This is a genomic window from Nocardia sp. NPDC055050, from assembly GCF_053608345.1.
In genome coordinates, this window is record NZ_JBSGVG010000007.1 from 175265 (window position 1) to 191320 (window position 16056).

The 16056-nt window shown below is 68.2% G+C and carries 18 protein-coding genes; 8 read left to right on the forward strand and 10 right to left on the reverse strand.

All coding sequences use genetic code 11. The annotated features are described in order from the left end of the window. Positions 1-36 precede the first annotated feature (36 nt). A complete protein-coding gene (locus ACWGCN_RS10055; protein ID WP_378988650.1) occupies positions 37-2034 on the reverse strand; it encodes an APC family permease in 1998 nt (665 codons plus the stop codon). Positions 2035-2205: 171 nt separating this feature from the next. On the opposite strand from ACWGCN_RS10055, the gene ACWGCN_RS10060 reads away from it, so the two are divergent. Continuing rightward, positions 2206-2871, forward strand: a complete 666-nt coding sequence (locus ACWGCN_RS10060) for a potassium channel family protein (protein WP_056811222.1) — start codon at positions 2206-2208, stop codon at positions 2869-2871. A 4-nt stretch (positions 2872-2875) separates the two neighbouring features. Further along, positions 2876-3547, forward strand: coding sequence for a potassium channel family protein (locus ACWGCN_RS10065; protein WP_067458738.1), 672 nt, complete (start codon positions 2876-2878; stop codon positions 3545-3547). A gap of 4 nt (positions 3548-3551) precedes the next feature. On the opposite strand, the gene ACWGCN_RS10070 is transcribed toward ACWGCN_RS10065, so the two are convergent. The 3 genes from ACWGCN_RS10070 to ACWGCN_RS10080 form a co-directional block, all read right to left on the reverse strand. Continuing rightward, on the reverse strand, positions 3552-4196 hold the full coding sequence (locus ACWGCN_RS10070) for a sigma-70 family RNA polymerase sigma factor (RefSeq protein ID WP_449967491.1): 645 nt from the start codon (positions 4194-4196) through the stop codon (positions 3552-3554). Between the two features lie 126 nt (positions 4197-4322). Further along, a complete protein-coding gene (locus ACWGCN_RS10075; RefSeq protein ID WP_378988646.1) occupies positions 4323-5069 on the reverse strand; it encodes a DUF3159 domain-containing protein in 747 nt (248 codons plus the stop codon). A gap of 3 nt (positions 5070-5072) precedes the next feature. Next, positions 5073-5480 carry an OB-fold nucleic acid binding domain-containing protein gene (locus ACWGCN_RS10080; RefSeq protein ID WP_067458744.1) on the reverse strand — a complete coding sequence of 136 codons (408 nt, stop codon included), beginning with the start codon at positions 5478-5480 and terminating at the stop codon, positions 5073-5075. Positions 5481-5554: 74 nt separating this feature from the next. Here ACWGCN_RS10080 and ACWGCN_RS10085 point away from each other — a divergent pair, with 74 nt between their 5' ends. Continuing rightward, complete coding sequence (locus tag ACWGCN_RS10085; RefSeq protein WP_449967316.1) at positions 5555-6298, forward strand: alpha/beta fold hydrolase; 744 nt, start codon at positions 5555-5557, stop codon at positions 6296-6298. A 131-nt stretch (positions 6299-6429) separates the two neighbouring features. Here ACWGCN_RS10085 and ACWGCN_RS10090 read toward each other — a convergent pair whose 3' ends face one another. Both ACWGCN_RS10090 and dut read right to left on the reverse strand, forming a co-directional pair. After that, positions 6430-7332, reverse strand: a complete 903-nt coding sequence (locus ACWGCN_RS10090; RefSeq protein ID WP_452458467.1) for a DUF3710 domain-containing protein — start codon at positions 7330-7332, stop codon at positions 6430-6432. A gap of 5 nt (positions 7333-7337) precedes the next feature. Continuing rightward, positions 7338-7808, reverse strand: coding sequence for a dUTP diphosphatase (dut, locus tag ACWGCN_RS10095; RefSeq protein ID WP_358063315.1), 471 nt, complete (start codon positions 7806-7808; stop codon positions 7338-7340). 72 nt (positions 7809-7880) lie between these two features. On the opposite strand from dut, the gene ACWGCN_RS10100 reads away from it, so the two are divergent. Continuing rightward, entirely contained in the window at positions 7881-8417 is a 537-nt protein-coding gene (locus ACWGCN_RS10100; RefSeq protein WP_378988640.1) for a DUF3093 domain-containing protein, read from the forward strand. An 83-nt stretch (positions 8418-8500) separates the two neighbouring features. Here ACWGCN_RS10100 and ACWGCN_RS10105 read toward each other — a convergent pair whose 3' ends face one another. Then, positions 8501-8803: a DUF4193 domain-containing protein gene (locus ACWGCN_RS10105; RefSeq protein WP_056811237.1), complete on the reverse strand. Its 303-nt coding sequence runs from the start codon at positions 8801-8803 to the stop codon at positions 8501-8503. A 375-nt stretch (positions 8804-9178) separates the two neighbouring features. Between ACWGCN_RS10105 and cei the strand changes: the two genes are divergently transcribed. Beyond that, positions 9179-9862, forward strand: a complete 684-nt coding sequence (gene cei / locus ACWGCN_RS10110) for an envelope integrity protein Cei (protein ID WP_378626688.1) — start codon at positions 9179-9181, stop codon at positions 9860-9862. A 5-nt stretch (positions 9863-9867) separates the two neighbouring features. Here cei and ACWGCN_RS10115 read toward each other — a convergent pair whose 3' ends face one another. Next, positions 9868-10767: an inositol monophosphatase family protein gene (locus ACWGCN_RS10115; RefSeq protein WP_452458463.1), complete on the reverse strand. Its 900-nt coding sequence runs from the start codon at positions 10765-10767 to the stop codon at positions 9868-9870. 108 nt (positions 10768-10875) lie between these two features. Between ACWGCN_RS10115 and ppgK the strand changes: the two genes are divergently transcribed. The 3 genes from ppgK to ACWGCN_RS10130 all read left to right on the forward strand — a co-directional run bounded on the left by ppgK (position 10876) and on the right by ACWGCN_RS10130 (position 14386). Beyond that, positions 10876-11634 (forward strand): polyphosphate--glucose phosphotransferase, encoded by a 759-nt coding sequence (ppgK, locus tag ACWGCN_RS10120; RefSeq protein ID WP_452458464.1) that lies wholly within the window; start codon positions 10876-10878, stop codon positions 11632-11634. A gap of 245 nt (positions 11635-11879) precedes the next feature. Then, the gene (locus tag ACWGCN_RS10125) at positions 11880-13253 is read left to right on the forward strand and encodes an RNA polymerase sigma factor (protein WP_378626684.1); all 1374 of its coding nucleotides are present in this window, start codon (positions 11880-11882) and stop codon (positions 13251-13253) included. Positions 13254-13495: 242 nt separating this feature from the next. Beyond that, positions 13496-14386 carry an MHYT domain-containing protein gene (locus tag ACWGCN_RS10130; RefSeq protein ID WP_378988634.1) on the forward strand — a complete coding sequence of 297 codons (891 nt, stop codon included), beginning with the start codon at positions 13496-13498 and terminating at the stop codon, positions 14384-14386. Here ACWGCN_RS10130 and ACWGCN_RS10135 read toward each other — a convergent pair whose 3' ends face one another. Together ACWGCN_RS10135 and ACWGCN_RS10140 are read right to left on the reverse strand one after the other, a co-directional pair. Continuing rightward, positions 14387-15565 (reverse strand): cation:proton antiporter, encoded by a 1179-nt coding sequence (locus ACWGCN_RS10135; RefSeq protein WP_378988632.1) that lies wholly within the window; start codon positions 15563-15565, stop codon positions 14387-14389. It abuts the gene before it with no gap. A gap of 5 nt (positions 15566-15570) precedes the next feature. Then, positions 15571-16053 (reverse strand): cation:proton antiporter regulatory subunit, encoded by a 483-nt coding sequence (locus ACWGCN_RS10140; RefSeq protein ID WP_101466659.1) that lies wholly within the window; start codon positions 16051-16053, stop codon positions 15571-15573. Positions 16054-16056: the final 3 nt, after the last annotated feature.

Below are 16056 nucleotides of genomic sequence, written 5' to 3' on the forward strand. Positions count from 1 at the left end.
GGCCACACCCACTCTCACCCTCGACCGGCGCGCCGCTCATTCGCGACGTCCTGGTCGTTCGAAACCTCGGCGCACCGAACCCGGTGCGTTCACATCGGCTGCCTGCTTGGCCCTGGTGGAGGAACTGAGCTGCCACGGCACGCTCGTCACCATCACACCGGGCTCGAACAGCAACCTGCCCTTCAACCGCAGCGCGGACTGGTTGTGCAGCACCTGCTCCCACCAGTGGCCGACCACGTATTCGGGAATGAAGACGGTGACCACGTCGCGCGGAGCGTCCTTGCGCACCCGCTTGACGTACTCGAGCACCGGCTTGGTGATCTCGCGATAGGGCGATTCGATCACCTTCAACGGCACGTTGATCTCGCTGTTCTCCCATTCGCGCACCAGCTTGCGGGTGTCGGCGTCGTCGACGTTGACCGTCACCGCTTCCAGCGTGTCCGGGCGGGTGGCGCGCGCGAAGGCCAGCGCGCGGCGCGTGGGCAGATGCAGCTTGGAGACCAGGACCAGTGAGTGGGTGCGGCTGGGCAGCACGCCGTCCCAGTCGGATTCGTCGAGTTCGCGCGAGACCGAGTCGTAGTGCTTGTGGATCAGCTTCATCACGACGAAGATCGCCACCATCGTCAGGATCGCGATCCAGGCGCCGGCGAAGAACTTGGTGACCAGCACGATCATCAGCACGGCGCCCGTCGCGGTCAGACCGATCGCGTTGATCACCCGGGAACGCATCATCTGCCTGCGCTGTGCCGGGTCGGTCTCGGTACGCAGCAGGCGCGTCCAGTGCCGCAGCATGCCGGTCTGGCTCAGCACGAACGAGACGAACACACCCACGATGTAGAGCTGGATCAGCTTGGTCACCTCGGCGCCGAAGAACACCACGAACGCGATCGCGGCACCCGAGAGGAACAGGATGCCGTTGGAGAACGCGAGCCGGTCGCCACGGGTGTGCAGCTGACGGGGCAGGTAGCGATCCTGGGCCAGGATCGAACCGAGCACGGGGAAACCGTTGAACGCAGTGTTGGCGGCCAGCACCAGGATCAGGGCGGTGACGATGGTGATGAAGAAGAACCCGATCGGGAAGCCGTGGAACACCGCTTCGGCGATCTGCGCGATGAGGGTCTTCTGGTGATAATCGGCGGGCGCGCCGACCAGGTGCGCGGGGTCGTGCGCGTACACGACGCGGATCTTCTGGGCCAGGATGATGATGCCCATCAGCAGCACGATCGCGATGGAACCCAGCAGCAGCAAGGTGGTCGCGGCATTGCGCGACTTGGGTTTACGGAACGCGGGCACACCGTTGCTGATGGCCTCGACACCGGTCAGCGCCGCACAGCCGGAGGAGAAGGCACGCGCGATCAGGAAGGCGAAGGCCAAGCCGTAGAGGTGCTCGTCTTCGGCGTTGAGCCCGAAACCGGCGGACTCGGCCTGGATGTCGTCGCCGAGCACGTAGGTACGGAACAGGCCCCAGGCCAGCATCGCGAACATGCCGAAGATGAACGCGTAGGTGGGAATCGCGAAGGCGGTCCCCGATTCGCGGATGCCACGCAGGTTGATCGCGGTGAGGATCGCGATCGCCACGACCGCGAACAACACCTTGTGCGTGGCGACGAACGGGATCGCCGACCCGATATTGGACGCGGCCGACGAAATCGACACCGCCACGGTGAGCACATAATCGACCAGTAGCGCGCTGCCGACCGTCAAACCGGCATTGGGCCCGATGTTCTTCGTCGCGACCTCGTAGTCGCCGCCACCAGAAGGGTAGGCGTGCACGTTCTGCCGGTAGCTGGCAACGACCACCGCCATCACCAGGGCTACGGCAAGACCGACCCACGGCGCGTACACGTAGGCCGAGATGCCCGCCGCCGACAGCACCAGGAAGATTTCCTCCGGGGCATACGCGACCGACGACATCGCGTCGGAGGCGAAGACCGGAAGAGCGATACGCTTGGGCAACAACGTGTGGCCGAGCGAATCGCTACGGAACGGCCTGCCCAGCAGCACACGCTTGGCTGCCGTCGTCAACTTGGACACCGGGCTGAGCATAGAGGAGTTCACCAGCACCTTCGCGCGCACGTTCACCGGCGTCACGGCGATGTCCGGATTGTTTGCCCCGCGTCGGCGCGGGGAAAATGGGCGATGGGAGCATCCGGCGGGTACGGTCCTTGCCGGACGCCACGGGTAGGCAAGGAACGAGGGTGCACGGTGTACGTAGTGATCATGGGGTGCGGGCGTGTCGGCTCGTCACTGGCGCGTGCGCTGACCCGGGTGGGTCACGAGGTCACGGTCATCGACCGGGATCCCACCGCCTTCCGCCGCCTCGGTGAGGGCTTCACCGGGCAGGAGGTGATCGGCGTCGGCTTCGACCGTGAGGTGCTGACCCGCGCGGGGATCGAGCGCGCCGACGCCTTCGCCGCGGTGAGCTCCGGTGACAACTCCAACATCATCTCGGCGCGAGTGGCCAGAGAGATGTTCGGCGTCGAACGTGTCGTCGCTCGCATCTACGACGCCAAACGCGCCGAGGTGTACGAACGACTCGGCATCCCGACCATCGCCACCGTGCCGTGGACCACCGACCGGTTCCTGCGCACCCTCATCGGTGACAACTCGACCACCACCTGGCGCGACCCCACCGGCGCGGTCGCGGTGACCCAGCTGACCCTGCACGAGGACTGGTCCGGTCGCACGGTGCGCGATCTGGAACGCGACCTGCAGGTGCGGGTGGCGTTCATCCTGCGCTTCGGCCAGGGCCTGCTGCCCGAATCCAAGACGATCGTCCAGGCCGACGACGTCGTCTATGTCGCGGCCACGTCCGGCACAGTCGGCGAGGCAATCGCCCTGGCCGCCAAGGCCCCACTGAGCGAGGACTGAACACATGAAGGTCGCCATCGCCGGAGCGGGCGCGGTCGGGCGCTCGATCGCCAGGGAACTCCTACGCGGCGGACACCGCGTGATGCTGCTCGAACGCCAGCTCGACCACATCGACCCCGCCGCCATCCCCGACGCCGTCTGGGTGCACGCCGACGCCTGCGAGCTGTCGCTGCTGGAGAACGCCGATCTCGAGACCTACGAGGTGGTGATCGCGGCCACCGGCGACGACAAGGCGAATCTGGTGCACGCCCTGCTCGCCAAGACCGAGTTCGGGGTGCGCCGGGTGGTGGCGCGAGTCAACGATCCGCGCAACGAATGGCTGTTCAACGAGTCGTGGGGCGTCGACGTGGCGGTGTCGACGCCGCGGCTGCTCGCCTCGCTGGTCGAGGAGGCCGTATCGGTGGGTGATCTGGTGCGGCTGATGACGCTGCGGCAAGGGCAGGCCAACCTGGTCGAGATCACCCTGCCCGCCGACACCCAGCTGGCAGGCAAGCCGGTGCGGACTTTGAAGATGCCGCGCGATACCGCGCTGGTGACGATCCTGCGCGGTGGCCGGGTCATCGTGCCGCAGCCCGACGATCCGTTCGAGGGTGACGACGAACTGTTGTTCGTCACCTCGGTGGAGGCCGAAGAGGATCTGCGCCTCACGCTGGCGACGCACGGCGTGCGGCCGTAAGTCCCTACGCCACTTTCAGTTCCGCGCGCAGCTTGTTGAGCGCGCGGTGCTGCATCACCCGGACCACGCCAGGGCTGGTGCCGATGGCCTCGGCGGTCTGGGCCGCGCTCCAGCCGAGCACGATGCGCATGTGCAGCACCTCTCGGTGATTCGGCGCGAGCACCTTCATCAGTTCGAGGGTGGCGGCGCGGCGCTCGTAGGCCAGCACCCACTCCTCCGGACCCGCCGAAGTACTGGCGCTGTCGGGCAGCTCGGCCGTGGGGTAGGCAGTGTGCTTGCCGCGACGGAACGCGTCGGAGACCTTGTTGGCGGCGATGCCGTAGACGAAGGCCAGGAACGACTTGCCCTGATCGCGGTAGCGCGGGATGGCGGTGACAGTGGCGATCAAAACTTCCTGGGTGACATCGTCGGCGGTGACGGTGAGATGCCCGGTGGTGCCCATCCGGGCCGAGCAGTACCGGCGGACCACCGGGTGCACCAGGCGCAGGATCTCGGCGACGGCGTCGCGATCACCGGCGGCGGCCGGGCCGATCAGCGCGTCGAGTTCGGCGCCGAGGCGCTTGCTCTCCGACAGCACGGGCGCCGGGGTCTTGGCGGCGTCGCGGCGTGCTGCGGTGGCCGGTCGCTCATTTCGGTGCTCGGTTGCCATCATGGTCGCCGGTCCTCTCACGATCATCGCGTTTTTCCTACGCATTGATCGTGCGACGAACAGCCGGTCGCGACCAGATACCCCAGGGTGGGTACTTCCCCACCTCCGGCGGCGCGCTGACCACCCTTACGCGGGCACGGATTCCGTTCCGGCGCCGGGCTTGTCGGCTTTCTCGGCGGGCAGGTGCCCGGCGCGGCGCACCGCCCACACGGTGACCACCAGGGCGACCGCGGTGAGCGGCCAGCCCATGCCGATCCGCGCCACGGCCAGCCAGGTGGTGTGGTCGGTGTCGTAGAGCTGCGACTGCACCAGGTAGCGGGCGCCGAACACGACCACCCAGACCGCGGTGGCCAGGTCGTAGAGCTTGCGGATGCGCTTGTCGGTCCGCCAGCGGTGACCGTGCCCGTTGAGCGCGCCCCAGATCACCCCGACCAGCGGCCTGCGCAGCAGGATCGACACCGCGAACACGCCCGCGTACACCAGGCTGGTGTAGATGCCGAACAGGAAGAAGCCCTTGGCCTCCCCCACTCGCTGGGCGATGAGCGCGCACAGGCCGACGCCGAGGAAGCCGGAGACGGCAGGCTGGATGGGGCTGCGCTGCACCAGTCGCCAGATCAGGATGGCGGCGGCGACGCCGAGAGCGGCCCAGATGGCCACGGTGAGGCCCGCGAAGGTGTTCACCGGGACGAAAACCAGAACGGGGAGGGTGGAATAGATCAGGCCGCTGAAACCGCCGAGCTGCTCGAGCAAGGTTTGTTCGGCCTTGTCGACCTCGGTGTCGATCTCCGGGTCCACCTGTTCATCGGTGACCACGGGCAACGCCACGGTGGCTTCGGGGTCCGCGGCAGTGCGGTACTCGTCGCTGGAGGGCATACGTCAGCTGTTCCCGCGCAATTCGTAGTAGGGGTTGAAGATCACCTTGCGGCCGTCGCGGTCGCCGACGCGACCACGGACCAGAATGCGCCTGCCCGGTTCGATACCGGGAATGCGCCTGCGCCCGATCCACACCAGGGTGATGGCATCGGTGCCGTCGAAGAACTCGGCCTGCACGGTGGCACCGGCCGCCTTGGGACACGCCTCGACACTGCGGAGTCTGCCCAGAATCGTCGCCTCTTCGCCACGACAGCAATCCTTGGCCCGCCGGGCACCGGACGCATCGGCCGTCTCGGCCAATTCCTCGGCGTCGAGCTGGTCGATATCGGCGGTGAGACGACGACCGAGTCGGCGAAAATATCCCGAGTCCGGACCCGATCCCGACTTGTGTCCGCCCGTGGATGACGACATGTCACGCTTCTCCCGCTAGTTGGCCGTACACCGCCACTGTAGATGGGCAAACGCCCGGCCGCTACGCTCGGTCGGTGTTGCGCACCCCACCCCAGGTCACCGTGGTCGCCCTGCCGGGGACCGGCTCCGACGCCGATTTCGCGGCCCGCGCGTTCGGGCCTGCCGCCCTCGCGTACGGACTCGCCTTCCACGCCGTCGAACCGGACCCGCAGGCCGTGATCGGGAGCTGTACCGCGGCTTTGGACGCTGCCGCGGCGCGCGGTCCGGTCCTGGCCGCGGGCATCTCCCTCGGTGCCGCGATCGCACTCGACTGGGCAGCCGAGCACCGTACCGCGGTAGTCGGTGTCATCACAGCATTACCCGCCTGGACGGGTGCCGAAACCGCCGCGTGCCCAGCCGCGTTGAGCGCCGCGGTTACCGCCGAGCAACTGCGAGCCGACGGTCTGGAGGCGGTGCTGGAGCGAATGCGCGCCTCGAGTCCACCCTGGCTGGCCGACGCACTGACCCAGTCCTGGCGCGGGCAGTGGCCACATCTGCCCGCCGCGCTGGACGAGGCCGCCGCGTACGCGTGGCCGTCGCTGGACGACTTGGCGGGCAACGACGTGCCGGTCGCCGTCGTCGGCGCCGGCGACGACCCGGTCCACCCGATCGCCGTCGCTGAGGAATGGGCGGCAACATTGCCGTCAGCCCGACTGCACCGGGTGACACTCGCCGAGCTGGGCGCCGACCCGGCGATCCTCGGGCACACCGGGTTCGCAGAGTTGAGCGCGCTGCTACCAGCGACTCTCACGCAACGAACAGCCTTGCAGGACAACTGATTTCGCGAACACATGGGTAACTCGTTCGGATATCCCCGACACCACACCCGCTCCGAACCGCAGGCCCAGGTCACCAGCCGAACCGCCTCCCCACGACCGGCGAAAGTCGCGGAGAGGCGGCGGAGCCACGCCTAGTTCAGGCCGAGTTGCTGCATGGCCGAACCGTCCGCGCCTCGACGCGGCTCGTCCGGCAGTTTCGGCGGGAGGGCCGAGGGCGGCGGAGCGGCCGCGGCGGCCGCCTGGGCCTCGAGCGCGTCCTGCTGGGCCTGGACCTGCTGCTGATGGGCGGCGGCCAGCTGTTCGGCCAGTTCCTGGGGCAGGACCACCGGGAGCGGGTCGCGCACGGGCAGGGGGTCGGTGCCGCGGCGGACCACGGCGTCGGCCAGGACCGCGCGGGCAGCGGTGATCAGCGGGCTGCGGTCGTCGACGGCGCCCTTGGGGCCTGCGGCGACCAGCCGGATCATCCAGCGAGGACCGTCGACACCGATGAAACGCAGGTCGGCGCCCTCGGTGATCGCCTTGACCTCGCGGCCCCACGGGCCCTTCTCGACAGCCACGCTCGCGCCGTCACCGCGCAGCGACTCCGCCAGATCCGCGGCGACCGTGCGCCACTGACCCGCCGACTTGGGCGCGGCGTAGGCGGCGACCGTGAGCCTGCCGTGCTCGGTGGCCAGGTGCACCGCCTGCGGGGTGCCGTCGGGACTCATCTCCACCTGCAACTGCCCGCCCTGGGGCACCGGGATGAGCACCGAGCCGAGATCGAGGCGACGCGAGATGGCCTCGTCGGAGACCTCGCTGATGTCGTAGGGGCCCGCGGCGGCATCGGGGGCATGGTCGAAATTGCCGTAGATGCGCTCATCGGTCGGAGCGTCGTCGAAGTCCAGGCGCGCGAAGTCGGGGCGCTGGAACTCGTCGGTGTCGTACTCGTCGGAGTCCGCGTCCAAGTCGTAGTCCGCCTCGTCGTACTCGACGTCGTCGTACTCGACATAGTCGTCGGCGGCGTCGTCACGCGCGCGCTTCTTCTTTCCGAACAGACCCATCACGCCTCCTTGTCGGCCAGGCTGGCATGCCCGCCGCTCGACCCGTACCCGCCGGTGCCACGGGCGGTGTCGTCGAGATCGTCGACCTCGGCGAAGTCGACCAACTCGACCCGCTGCACCAGCAACTGCGCGATGCGGTCGCCGCGACGCAGCTCGATGGCGGTGCGTGGGTCGTGGTTGATCAGGCACACCTTGATCTCACCGCGGTAACCCGCGTCGACCGTGCCGGGCGTGTTGACCACCGACAGACCGGCCTTCGCCGCCAAGCCGGACCGGGGGTGGATCAAGCCGACCGTGCCCATCGGCAACGCGATCGCGATCCCGGTACCGACCAGCACCCGCTCGCCCGGTTCGATGATCACATCCTCGGTGGTACAGAGGTCGACGCCCGCGTCACCCGGATGGGCACGCGTCGGCACAGGGATGCCGGGATCGAGCCGCCGCAGCGGAATCGGTGCAAGTGCGTTCACATCGGTCGAGACTACGCGGTCGAGGCCGGACCTTCTCGTCGCAGCCCTGGTGCGGTGACCTAGTGTTGAGGGGTGCCCGACCAGCCCCATTCCCCGACGACCGCGACCACAGACACCGACCACGGCGCGCCGAGCGCGCAGGGTCCGTCGCCCTACTCCGAGCGCCTGTGGGTGCCGCTGTGGTGGTGGCCGGTCGGCTTCGCGATCGCGGGCCTGCTCGCAGCCGAGATCCATATGGGCGCGCCGGGTCTGCGGGCCTGGCTGCCGTACGTGTTGCTGGCGCCGGTCCCGGTCTGGATTCTGTTGTGGATGAGCAGGCATCGCCTGGATGTCACCGTGGCCGACGATGGTACGGCGGAACTGCGCGTCGACCGCGCCCACCTACCGGTGAGCTTCGTCGCGCGCGCCGCGGCCGTCGCGCCGACGGCCAAGAGTGCGGCGCTGGGCCGACAACTCGACCCCGCCGCCTATGTGCAGCACCGGGCGTGGATCGGCCCGATGGCATTGCTGGTGCTGGACGACCCGGACGACCCCACGCCGTACTGGTTGGTCAGTACGCGTAGGCCGGACCGGGTCTTGGCCGCGCTCGGACTCCCGAGCGCGGGCTGACCCTTCCTCGCTGATCCCTGCGGATCAGTCTGCGTAGCCCATGCGGGTCGATCGACCGCACGGTGCCACGCACTTGCCTGCCGCTAGAGCGCGCAATCCATGCAGATGAGCTGTCCACCCTTCTCGGTGGCCAGTCGGCTGCGGTGATGCACGAGGAAACAGCTCGAGCAGGTGAACTCGTCCGCCTGCTTCGGGACCACCCGAACGCTGAGTACCTCGTCGGACAAGTCCGCGCCGGGAAGCTCGAACGATTCCGCTGTATCGGATTCGTCGATGTCCACGACGGCGGACTGCGCCTCGTTGCGGCGGGCCTTCAGCTCCTCGAGCGAATCCTCCGACACCTCGTCGGATTCGGTGCGCCGCGGTGCGTCATAGTCGGTTGCCATGTCGTCTTCCCCTCAGTCCTTACTCCGTATATCCCGGATCAGTCGATTGCCGTAACCCCGCAGGGTTCCGGCGTTCGTACCGCCCCGCCGGTGGTGCACCTCACACGTGCACCGGTCGTCTATCAGGTTCGATCGACCAGCGATCTACTCCGACAGCGTTCGGTAAACGCAGGACATGCCCTTGTTGTTCCCGCGACCGACCACCGTTTCACCGGTAAATATTCGATCTGGGCGGCCAGACAATAGCGGACCGATGGACGAAAGTCGCAATCAAACCCGCGCCGAGCCGAAACCGACGACGAATCGTCACCTGCCGGGAAACTCGCCGAGACCTCCCCGACTCGCGCACCGCCGCGGGACTCGTAGAGTGAGCGCGTGGTTTCACTGATCACCGAAGGCAGCGCGACAGATCGCGACGGCAAACCCTTTCCGCGGCGGCGGCCCGAGCTCTGGCTCGCGCTCGTCCTCGTGCTGGCTCTGGTGAGCCTGTTCGTCTGGATCACGGCATTCCGAACCCGTGACGACAGCAACGAACCGATGGCGTGCAACGCGCCGAGCACGCCGACGGCCACCAACGCGCCGCAGCCCGCGGCACTGGGTACCCGGGTGGGTCCGACGCGACTCGCCGAGGTCGACCCGGCGGCCCTGTCGGAGTCGCGGGTGCGGGTGTTCAACGCCAACGGCAAGAGCGGCCAGGCGGGCAACATCGGCGCGGCACTGGCCGACCTCGGCTTCGCCGGCGCGCCGGGGACACAGGTCGGTAACGATCCGGTCTATGTCAGCGGCGACCTCACCTGCACCGGTCAGATCCGGTTCGGTGTGAACGGGCGGCCCGCGGCCGCGTCGGTGCAGTTGATCGCGCCCTGCGCCGAGCTGATCGAGGATCCGCGCACCGACGACACCGTCGACCTGGTCCTCGGGCAGGCGTTCGGTGAATCATTGCGACCCGGCGCCGACGCCGAGGCCGTGCTCCGGTCGCTCAAGAACCTGGCCCCCGGCGCGAGCTCGTCCTCGATCGACCCGGACCTCCTCGACGCCGCACGCGAAGTCAAGTGCTGAGCGCTCTAGTCCGGTAGCGCCGTCGGCGCGCCGACCCGGTCGAGCAGGTCGGTGAGGTCCCCGGCGATGCCGGGGGCCGCGACGACGGTCAGTTCGCCCGCTGCCCCGCCGACGGTGACCGGGGGGACGTGCACGACCGCACCCGCTTCGGCGGCGATGAGGGCACCCGCCGCCCAGTCCCAGGCGTTGAGGCCGTGCTCGTAGTACGCCTCGAGCCTGCCCGAGGCGACATGGCACAGGTCCATGGCGGCGGCGCCGAGGCGGCGGATGTCGCGGATCCGCGGCAGGATCTCGGTGAGCAGCTGCGCCTGGCGGGCCCGGCGCGCGCTGCCATAGGCGAAGCCGGTGGCTACCAGGGCCACCGAGAGCGAATCCTCGCTACTGCAGCGCAGTGTCACCCGGGTGCCGTCCGGTCGCACAGCGTGCGATCCAGCGCCCAATGCGGCGCTGTAGGTGGTGGCGGCGGCGACGTCCACCACGGCGCCCGCCACGGGCTTGCCGTCGACGACCGCGCCCACCGAGACGGCGTAGCCGGGCAGCCCGTAGAGGAAGTTCACGGTGCCGTCGATCGGGTCGACGACCCAGGTGACGGCCCCCGGCGCGGTGGCGCCGACATCGCCGCCGCCCTCCTCCCCCAGAATCGCGTCGCCGGGCCTGCGCTCGGCGAGCAGCTTGCGGATCAGCTGTTCGGATTCGGTGTCGACGATGGTGACCGGATCGGTGACGTGCCCCTTGGTGGCCACGGCGCCTGCCACGGGTCCGTCGTCGGCGAATACCTCGGGCCTGCGGGCACGCACGTGCGCGGCGGCCGTCTCGGCGAGCTCGACGGCCAGGCGCCGCAACTGCTCGTAATCGGCGGATGTGGTGGGGGCGGTTACGGTCTCGGGCTCGGTGTATTCGGGCACCCACCCATCGCATCACATGTCGTGGCTCGTCGCGCGAGGGGTGACTACCGCTACTCTTCTCCCTGGTGTCTGCCAGGCACCTCGACCACGTCAGCAAGGGGTTGAACCATGTCCACTCGGGGGCACGCATTCGGTATCGATATCGGCGGCAGCGGGGTGAAGGGCGCCGAGGTCGATCTGGCCACCGGCCTGCTCACCCATGAGCGCATCAAGATCCCGACACCGCAGCCGTCGACGCCCGACGCCGTCGCCGGGGCGGTCGCCGAACTCGTCGCGCAGGCGGGGTGGGAGGGCCCGGTGGGTATCACCATGCCGTGCGTGGTGCTCGACGGCCACGCCAGAACCGCGGCCAACATCGACCAGGCCTGGATCGGCACCGACGCCCGCGCGTTGTTCGCGAAGGCGCTGGGCGGGCGCGAGGTCACCGTGCTCAACGACGCCGACGCGGCGGGACTGGCCGAGGACCGCTACGGCACCGCGCGCGACCTCCACGGGCTGACGCTGCTGCTCACCTTCGGCACCGGCATCGGCTCCGCGCTGCTCTACGACGGCGTGCTGGTGCCCAACTCCGAGCTCGGCCATCTCAAGATCGAGGGCGTCGACGCCGAGGATCTGGCCGCGGCCTCGGTCAAGGACAACGAGGACCTGACCTACCCGGAGTGGGCGCAGCGGGTGAGTCGCGTGTTGGGTCACATCGAGGATCTGTTCTGGCCGAAGGTGATCGTGGCGGGCGGCGGCATCAGCCGTGATCACGAACAGTGGATTCCGTTGCTCACCAACCGAACTCCCGTGATTCCGGCCGTATTGAAGAACACCGCGGGTATCGTCGGCGCGGCGATGGCCATCGATGCGGGCCTCGCGCCGTAGCCCGGCGCGGCCTGCGACGCAACGCCTGGGTGGCATCGTGCCATGAGTACCCTGGTTGGATCGTTACAATGGAACACGTCCGGCGGTGAGCCGGTGAAACCTTCCGGCCGCGGCCGGTCGCGAGAAGGTCGGTGAACGAGCGCCGACTTCCCCGGCCGACGCATCGCCGGTGCAACCCGACCGACCGCTCCGCCGGAAAACCACTCTGGCGTGACGCCGCACGAGACCGTCACGAAAGGGCGTACGTGGTAGCCACGAATACCCGTCAGACCGCCGACTCGGCCTCCGACGCCGATGCCGACGACGCCGTAACCCCGGCCAAGAAGGCGCCGGCTAAAAAGGCCGCTGCCAAAAAGGCGCCGGCGAAGAAGGCCGTAGCCAAGAAGGCGCCGGCGAAGAAGGCTGCCGCCAAGAAGGCTCCGGCCAAGAAAACCGCCGCGAAGAAGGCGACCTCGGGCGAGGGCGGTGAGGAGCAGCTCGACGACGAGTCGGTCGAGGTCGACGATCTCGGTGATCTCGAAGTCGCCGAAGACGAACTCGTCGGCGAGGAAGTCGTCGTCGAAGACGTCACCGAGGAAGCCGCCGAGGTCGCCGATACCGCGGAGCCGTCCGAGAAGGACAAGGCTTCCGGCGATTTCGTCTGGGACGAGGAGGAGTCCGAAGCGCTGCGTCAAGCACGCAAGGACGCCGAACTCACCGCCTCCGCCGACTCGGTGCGCGCCTACCTCAAGCAGATCGGCAAGGTCGCGCTGCTCAACGCGGAGGAGGAGGTCGAACTCGCCAAGCGAATCGAGGCCGGCCTGTTCGCCGCGGAGAAGATGCGCGAGTTCGCCGAGGCGGGCGAGAAGCTCTCGGTCACCACGCGCCGCGATTTCAACTGGATCGTGCGCGACGGCAACCGGGCCAAGAACCACCTGCTCGAGGCCAACCTGCGACTGGTCGTCTCGCTGGCCAAGCGCTACACCGGCCGCGGCATGGCGTTCCTCGATCTCATCCAGGAAGGCAACCTGGGTCTGATCCGCGCGGTCGAGAAGTTCGACTACACCAAGGGTTACAAGTTCTCGACGTACGCGACGTGGTGGATCCGTCAGGCCATCACCCGCGCCATGGCCGACCAGGCCCGCACCATCCGTATCCCGGTGCACATGGTCGAGGTCATCAACAAGCTCGGCCGCATCCAGCGCGAGCTGCTCCAGGACCTGGGCCGTGAGCCCACGCCGGAGGAGCTCGCCAAGGAAATGGACATCACGCCGGAGAAGGTCCTCGAGATCCAGCAGTACGCGCGTGAACCGATCTCGCTCGACCAGACCATCGGCGACGAGGGCGACAGCCAGCTCGGTGACTTCATCGAGGATTCCGAGGCGGTCGTCGCGGTCGACGCGGTGAGCTTCACCCTGCTGCAGGATCAGCTGCAGTCGGTGCTGGAGACGTTGTCCGAGCGTGAGGCGGGCGTGGTGCGGTTGCGCTTCGGCCTCACCGACGGTCAGCCGCGCACCCTCGACGAGATCGGTCAGGTCTACGGCGTCACGCGTGAGCGCATCCGTCAGATCGAATCGAAGACGATGAGCAAGCTGCGCCACCCGAGCCGTTCGCAGGTTCTGCGCGACTACCTCGACTAGGTTCCACACAAGAGGCCCGCACCACCGAATCGGTGGCGCGGGCCTCTTTTTTGTTTCCTCCGCTACATTCCTAGCGGTCTGTTTTATCCAGTAAATCGGTGAGTAATCTTTTCGTGATCAAACCCACACTGCTGGATTGCACTGTGGAGGACCCGGATTGGCGATCTTCGACGTATTGTCACACCCAGCTTTTCGTTCTACCGCCTCAAGTCTGCGGTATCGGCATTGAGGGTTTTTCGCGCGTGCTCGACATTTACCACTTCAGCTACGGCTGGATCACCCCGGTTCTCGCCTACTTCATGTCCGTCACGGGCTGTCTGCTCGGACTGCAGTGCGCGGCCCGCGGTCGCAATGCCACCGAGGGACGGGTCGGCTGGCTCATCGGCGCCGCGATCGCGATCGGCGGGACCGGGATCTGGGTCATGCATTTCATCGCGATGCTCGGCTTCACCATCCGCGGCACCGAGATCCGCTACGACATCCCGTTGACGCTGTTCAGCGCGATCACCGCGATGGTGGTGGTCGGAATCGGGCTGTTCATGGTCAACAAGCCGCAGCCGACCCTGCGCTCACTGCTCACTGGTGGCGTCATCACCGGCCTCGGTGTCGGGACCATGCACTACACCGGCATGTACGCGATGAGGTCCAGCGCGACCGTGCGATACGACCCGGCGATCGTGGCCCTGTCGATGGTGATCGCGGTGGTGGCTTCGGTCGTGGCGCTGTGGTTCACGTTGCGCGTCAAGGGTTTTCTCGCCACCGTGGGTGCGGCACTGATCATGGGTGTGGCCGTGTGCGGCATGCACTACACCGGGATGGCCTCGATGCACGCGCACACCGGACATCAAACCGCGCCCGCGACCGGCGCCGAGGCGATGCAATTGCTGGCGCCGCTGATCGGGGTGAGCAGCATCGTCACCATGCTCGTGCTGATCAGTGTGAGTCTCACCGAGATCGAGAACGAGGAAGCGCTGCCGCGCATGTGGCTCACCTCGCGGCACCGGCCCCAGCCGCGGCCGGCCGCGCCCGCGCGCCCGGCCGCGCAGTACGCGCCGCCGGTCCAGCACGAGTACCGCACCGAGGAATTGAGTTACGACGGTGCGGGCGCCTGGCCACGCCGGGTCGTCGACTGATCAGGTCGTCGCGACACCCGAACGGCGCCTGACGAATTCGGCCACCGGCTCGACGACCCGGGCCGCGATCGGGCCAAGGATCGCCATCAGCAGCACATAGGCGGAGGCGAGCGCGGCCAGCTTCGCGTCGGCCTTGCCGTAGGCGACCGCCAATCCGGCGATGACGATGGAGAATTCGCCGCGCGCCACCAGCGCGGCGCCCGCCCTCGCCCGACCCATCTGCCGGATTCCCTGCCTGCTCGCCGCCCACCAACCGACCGCGATCTTGGTGCCGGTGGTCACCACCGCCAGCGCGACCGCCCAGGCGAACACCGGCGGGATCGCGGTTGGGTCGATCGACAGACCGAACGCGACGAAGAAGATCGCCGCGAACAGATCACGCAGTGGCTCCAGCAGTTTCGCGGCCTCGTGCGCGGTGGACCCCGAGATGGCGATGCCGAGCAGGAACGCGCCGACCGCGGCCGAGACATTGAGCGCCGAGGCCGCCCCGGCCACGAGCAGCGCGGCGCCGAGCAGCTGGAGCAGGAACACCTCGCGATCGGCGCTGTCGAGCACGGCCGAGACCACCCGCCCGAACCGCAGCGCCACCACGAGCACCACCGTGATGGTCGCCAGCGCGACCGCGAGGGAGATCAATCCGCTCAGCAGGCTCAACCCGGCCAGCATCATGGTCAGGATCGGCAGGTACACCGCCATCGCGAGGTCTTCGAGCACAAGGATCGACAGCACCACGGGCGTCTCGCGGTTACCGAGACGGCCCAGATCGTCGAGCACCTTGGCCACGATCCCCGACGACGAGATGTAGGTGACCCCACCGAGCACGACGGCGCCGAGCACACCCCAGCCCATGATGAGCGCGACCGCGACCCCGGGCAGGGCGTTGGCCACCAGATCGAGCACTCCGGCGGCCCAGGAGCGCCGCAGACCGGTCATCAGCTCGGGGGCGGTGTACTCGAGCCCGAGCAGCAGAAGCAGCAGCACGACGCCGATCTCGCTCGCCATGTGCCCGAACTCGGTGGCGGCGTCGAGCTCGATGAAACCGCCACGACCGAACGCCAATCCGCCCAGCAGGTACAGCGGAATCGGGGACATCCCGAAGCGGCCCGCCACTCGCCCGCAGATCCCCAGCGCGAACAAGATCACGCCGAGCTCGAGCAGAGCCAAGGCCTGCGAGGTCACGGCGGTCAGCCGTGCACGAGAATCTTCGCGGCCGCTTCCAGGCCGTCCGGGGTGCCGACGACCACGAGCAGATCACCCTCGGTGAAGGTGAAGTCCGGGCCGGGTGACGGGTGGAGCTGACCGGCGCGCATCACCGCGACGATCGAGGTCTTGGTGCGGGTGCGCATGCCGGTCTCGCCGAGCGTCCGGCCCGCGTAGGGGGATTCGTCGACGATGGCGAGCTGGCGGGTGGTGATGCCCGGCAGATCGCGATGGTCGTCGTTGAGTTTGGCGACCAGCTGCGGCGCGCCGAGCAGGTTCGCCAGCACCGACGCCTCGTCGGTGGACAGCGGCACCTGGGCGGCGATGGCGTCCGGGTCGTCGGGTTTGGACACGATCAGATCGATGTCACCGTCGCGGTGGGCGACCACCCCGACGCGGCGCCCCGACCTGACTTCGAAATCCTTGCGCACTCCGATGCCCGGTAGCGCTGTGACGTCGACGTTCACACC

What these genes read in the sequence shown, in the direction of transcription:
- ACWGCN_RS10065 (WP_067458738.1), top strand. Translation starts at nt 2,876, where the DNA reads ATGAAGGTCGCCATCGCCGGAGCGGGCGCGGTCGGGCGCTCGATCGCC.
- ACWGCN_RS10070 (WP_449967491.1), bottom strand. Translation starts at nt 4,196, where the DNA reads ATGGCAACCGAGCACCGAAATGAGCGACCGGCCACCGCAGCACGCCGC.
- ACWGCN_RS10075 (WP_378988646.1), bottom strand. Translation starts at nt 5,069, where the DNA reads ATGCCCTCCAGCGACGAGTACCGCACTGCCGCGGACCCCGAAGCCACC.
- ACWGCN_RS10080 (WP_067458744.1), bottom strand. Translation starts at nt 5,480, where the DNA reads ATGTCGTCATCCACGGGCGGACACAAGTCGGGATCGGGTCCGGACTCG.
- ACWGCN_RS10105 (WP_056811237.1), bottom strand. Translation starts at nt 8,803, where the DNA reads ATGGCAACCGACTATGACGCACCGCGGCGCACCGAATCCGACGAGGTG.
- ppgK (WP_452458464.1), top strand. Translation starts at nt 10,876, where the DNA reads ATGTCCACTCGGGGGCACGCATTCGGTATCGATATCGGCGGCAGCGGG.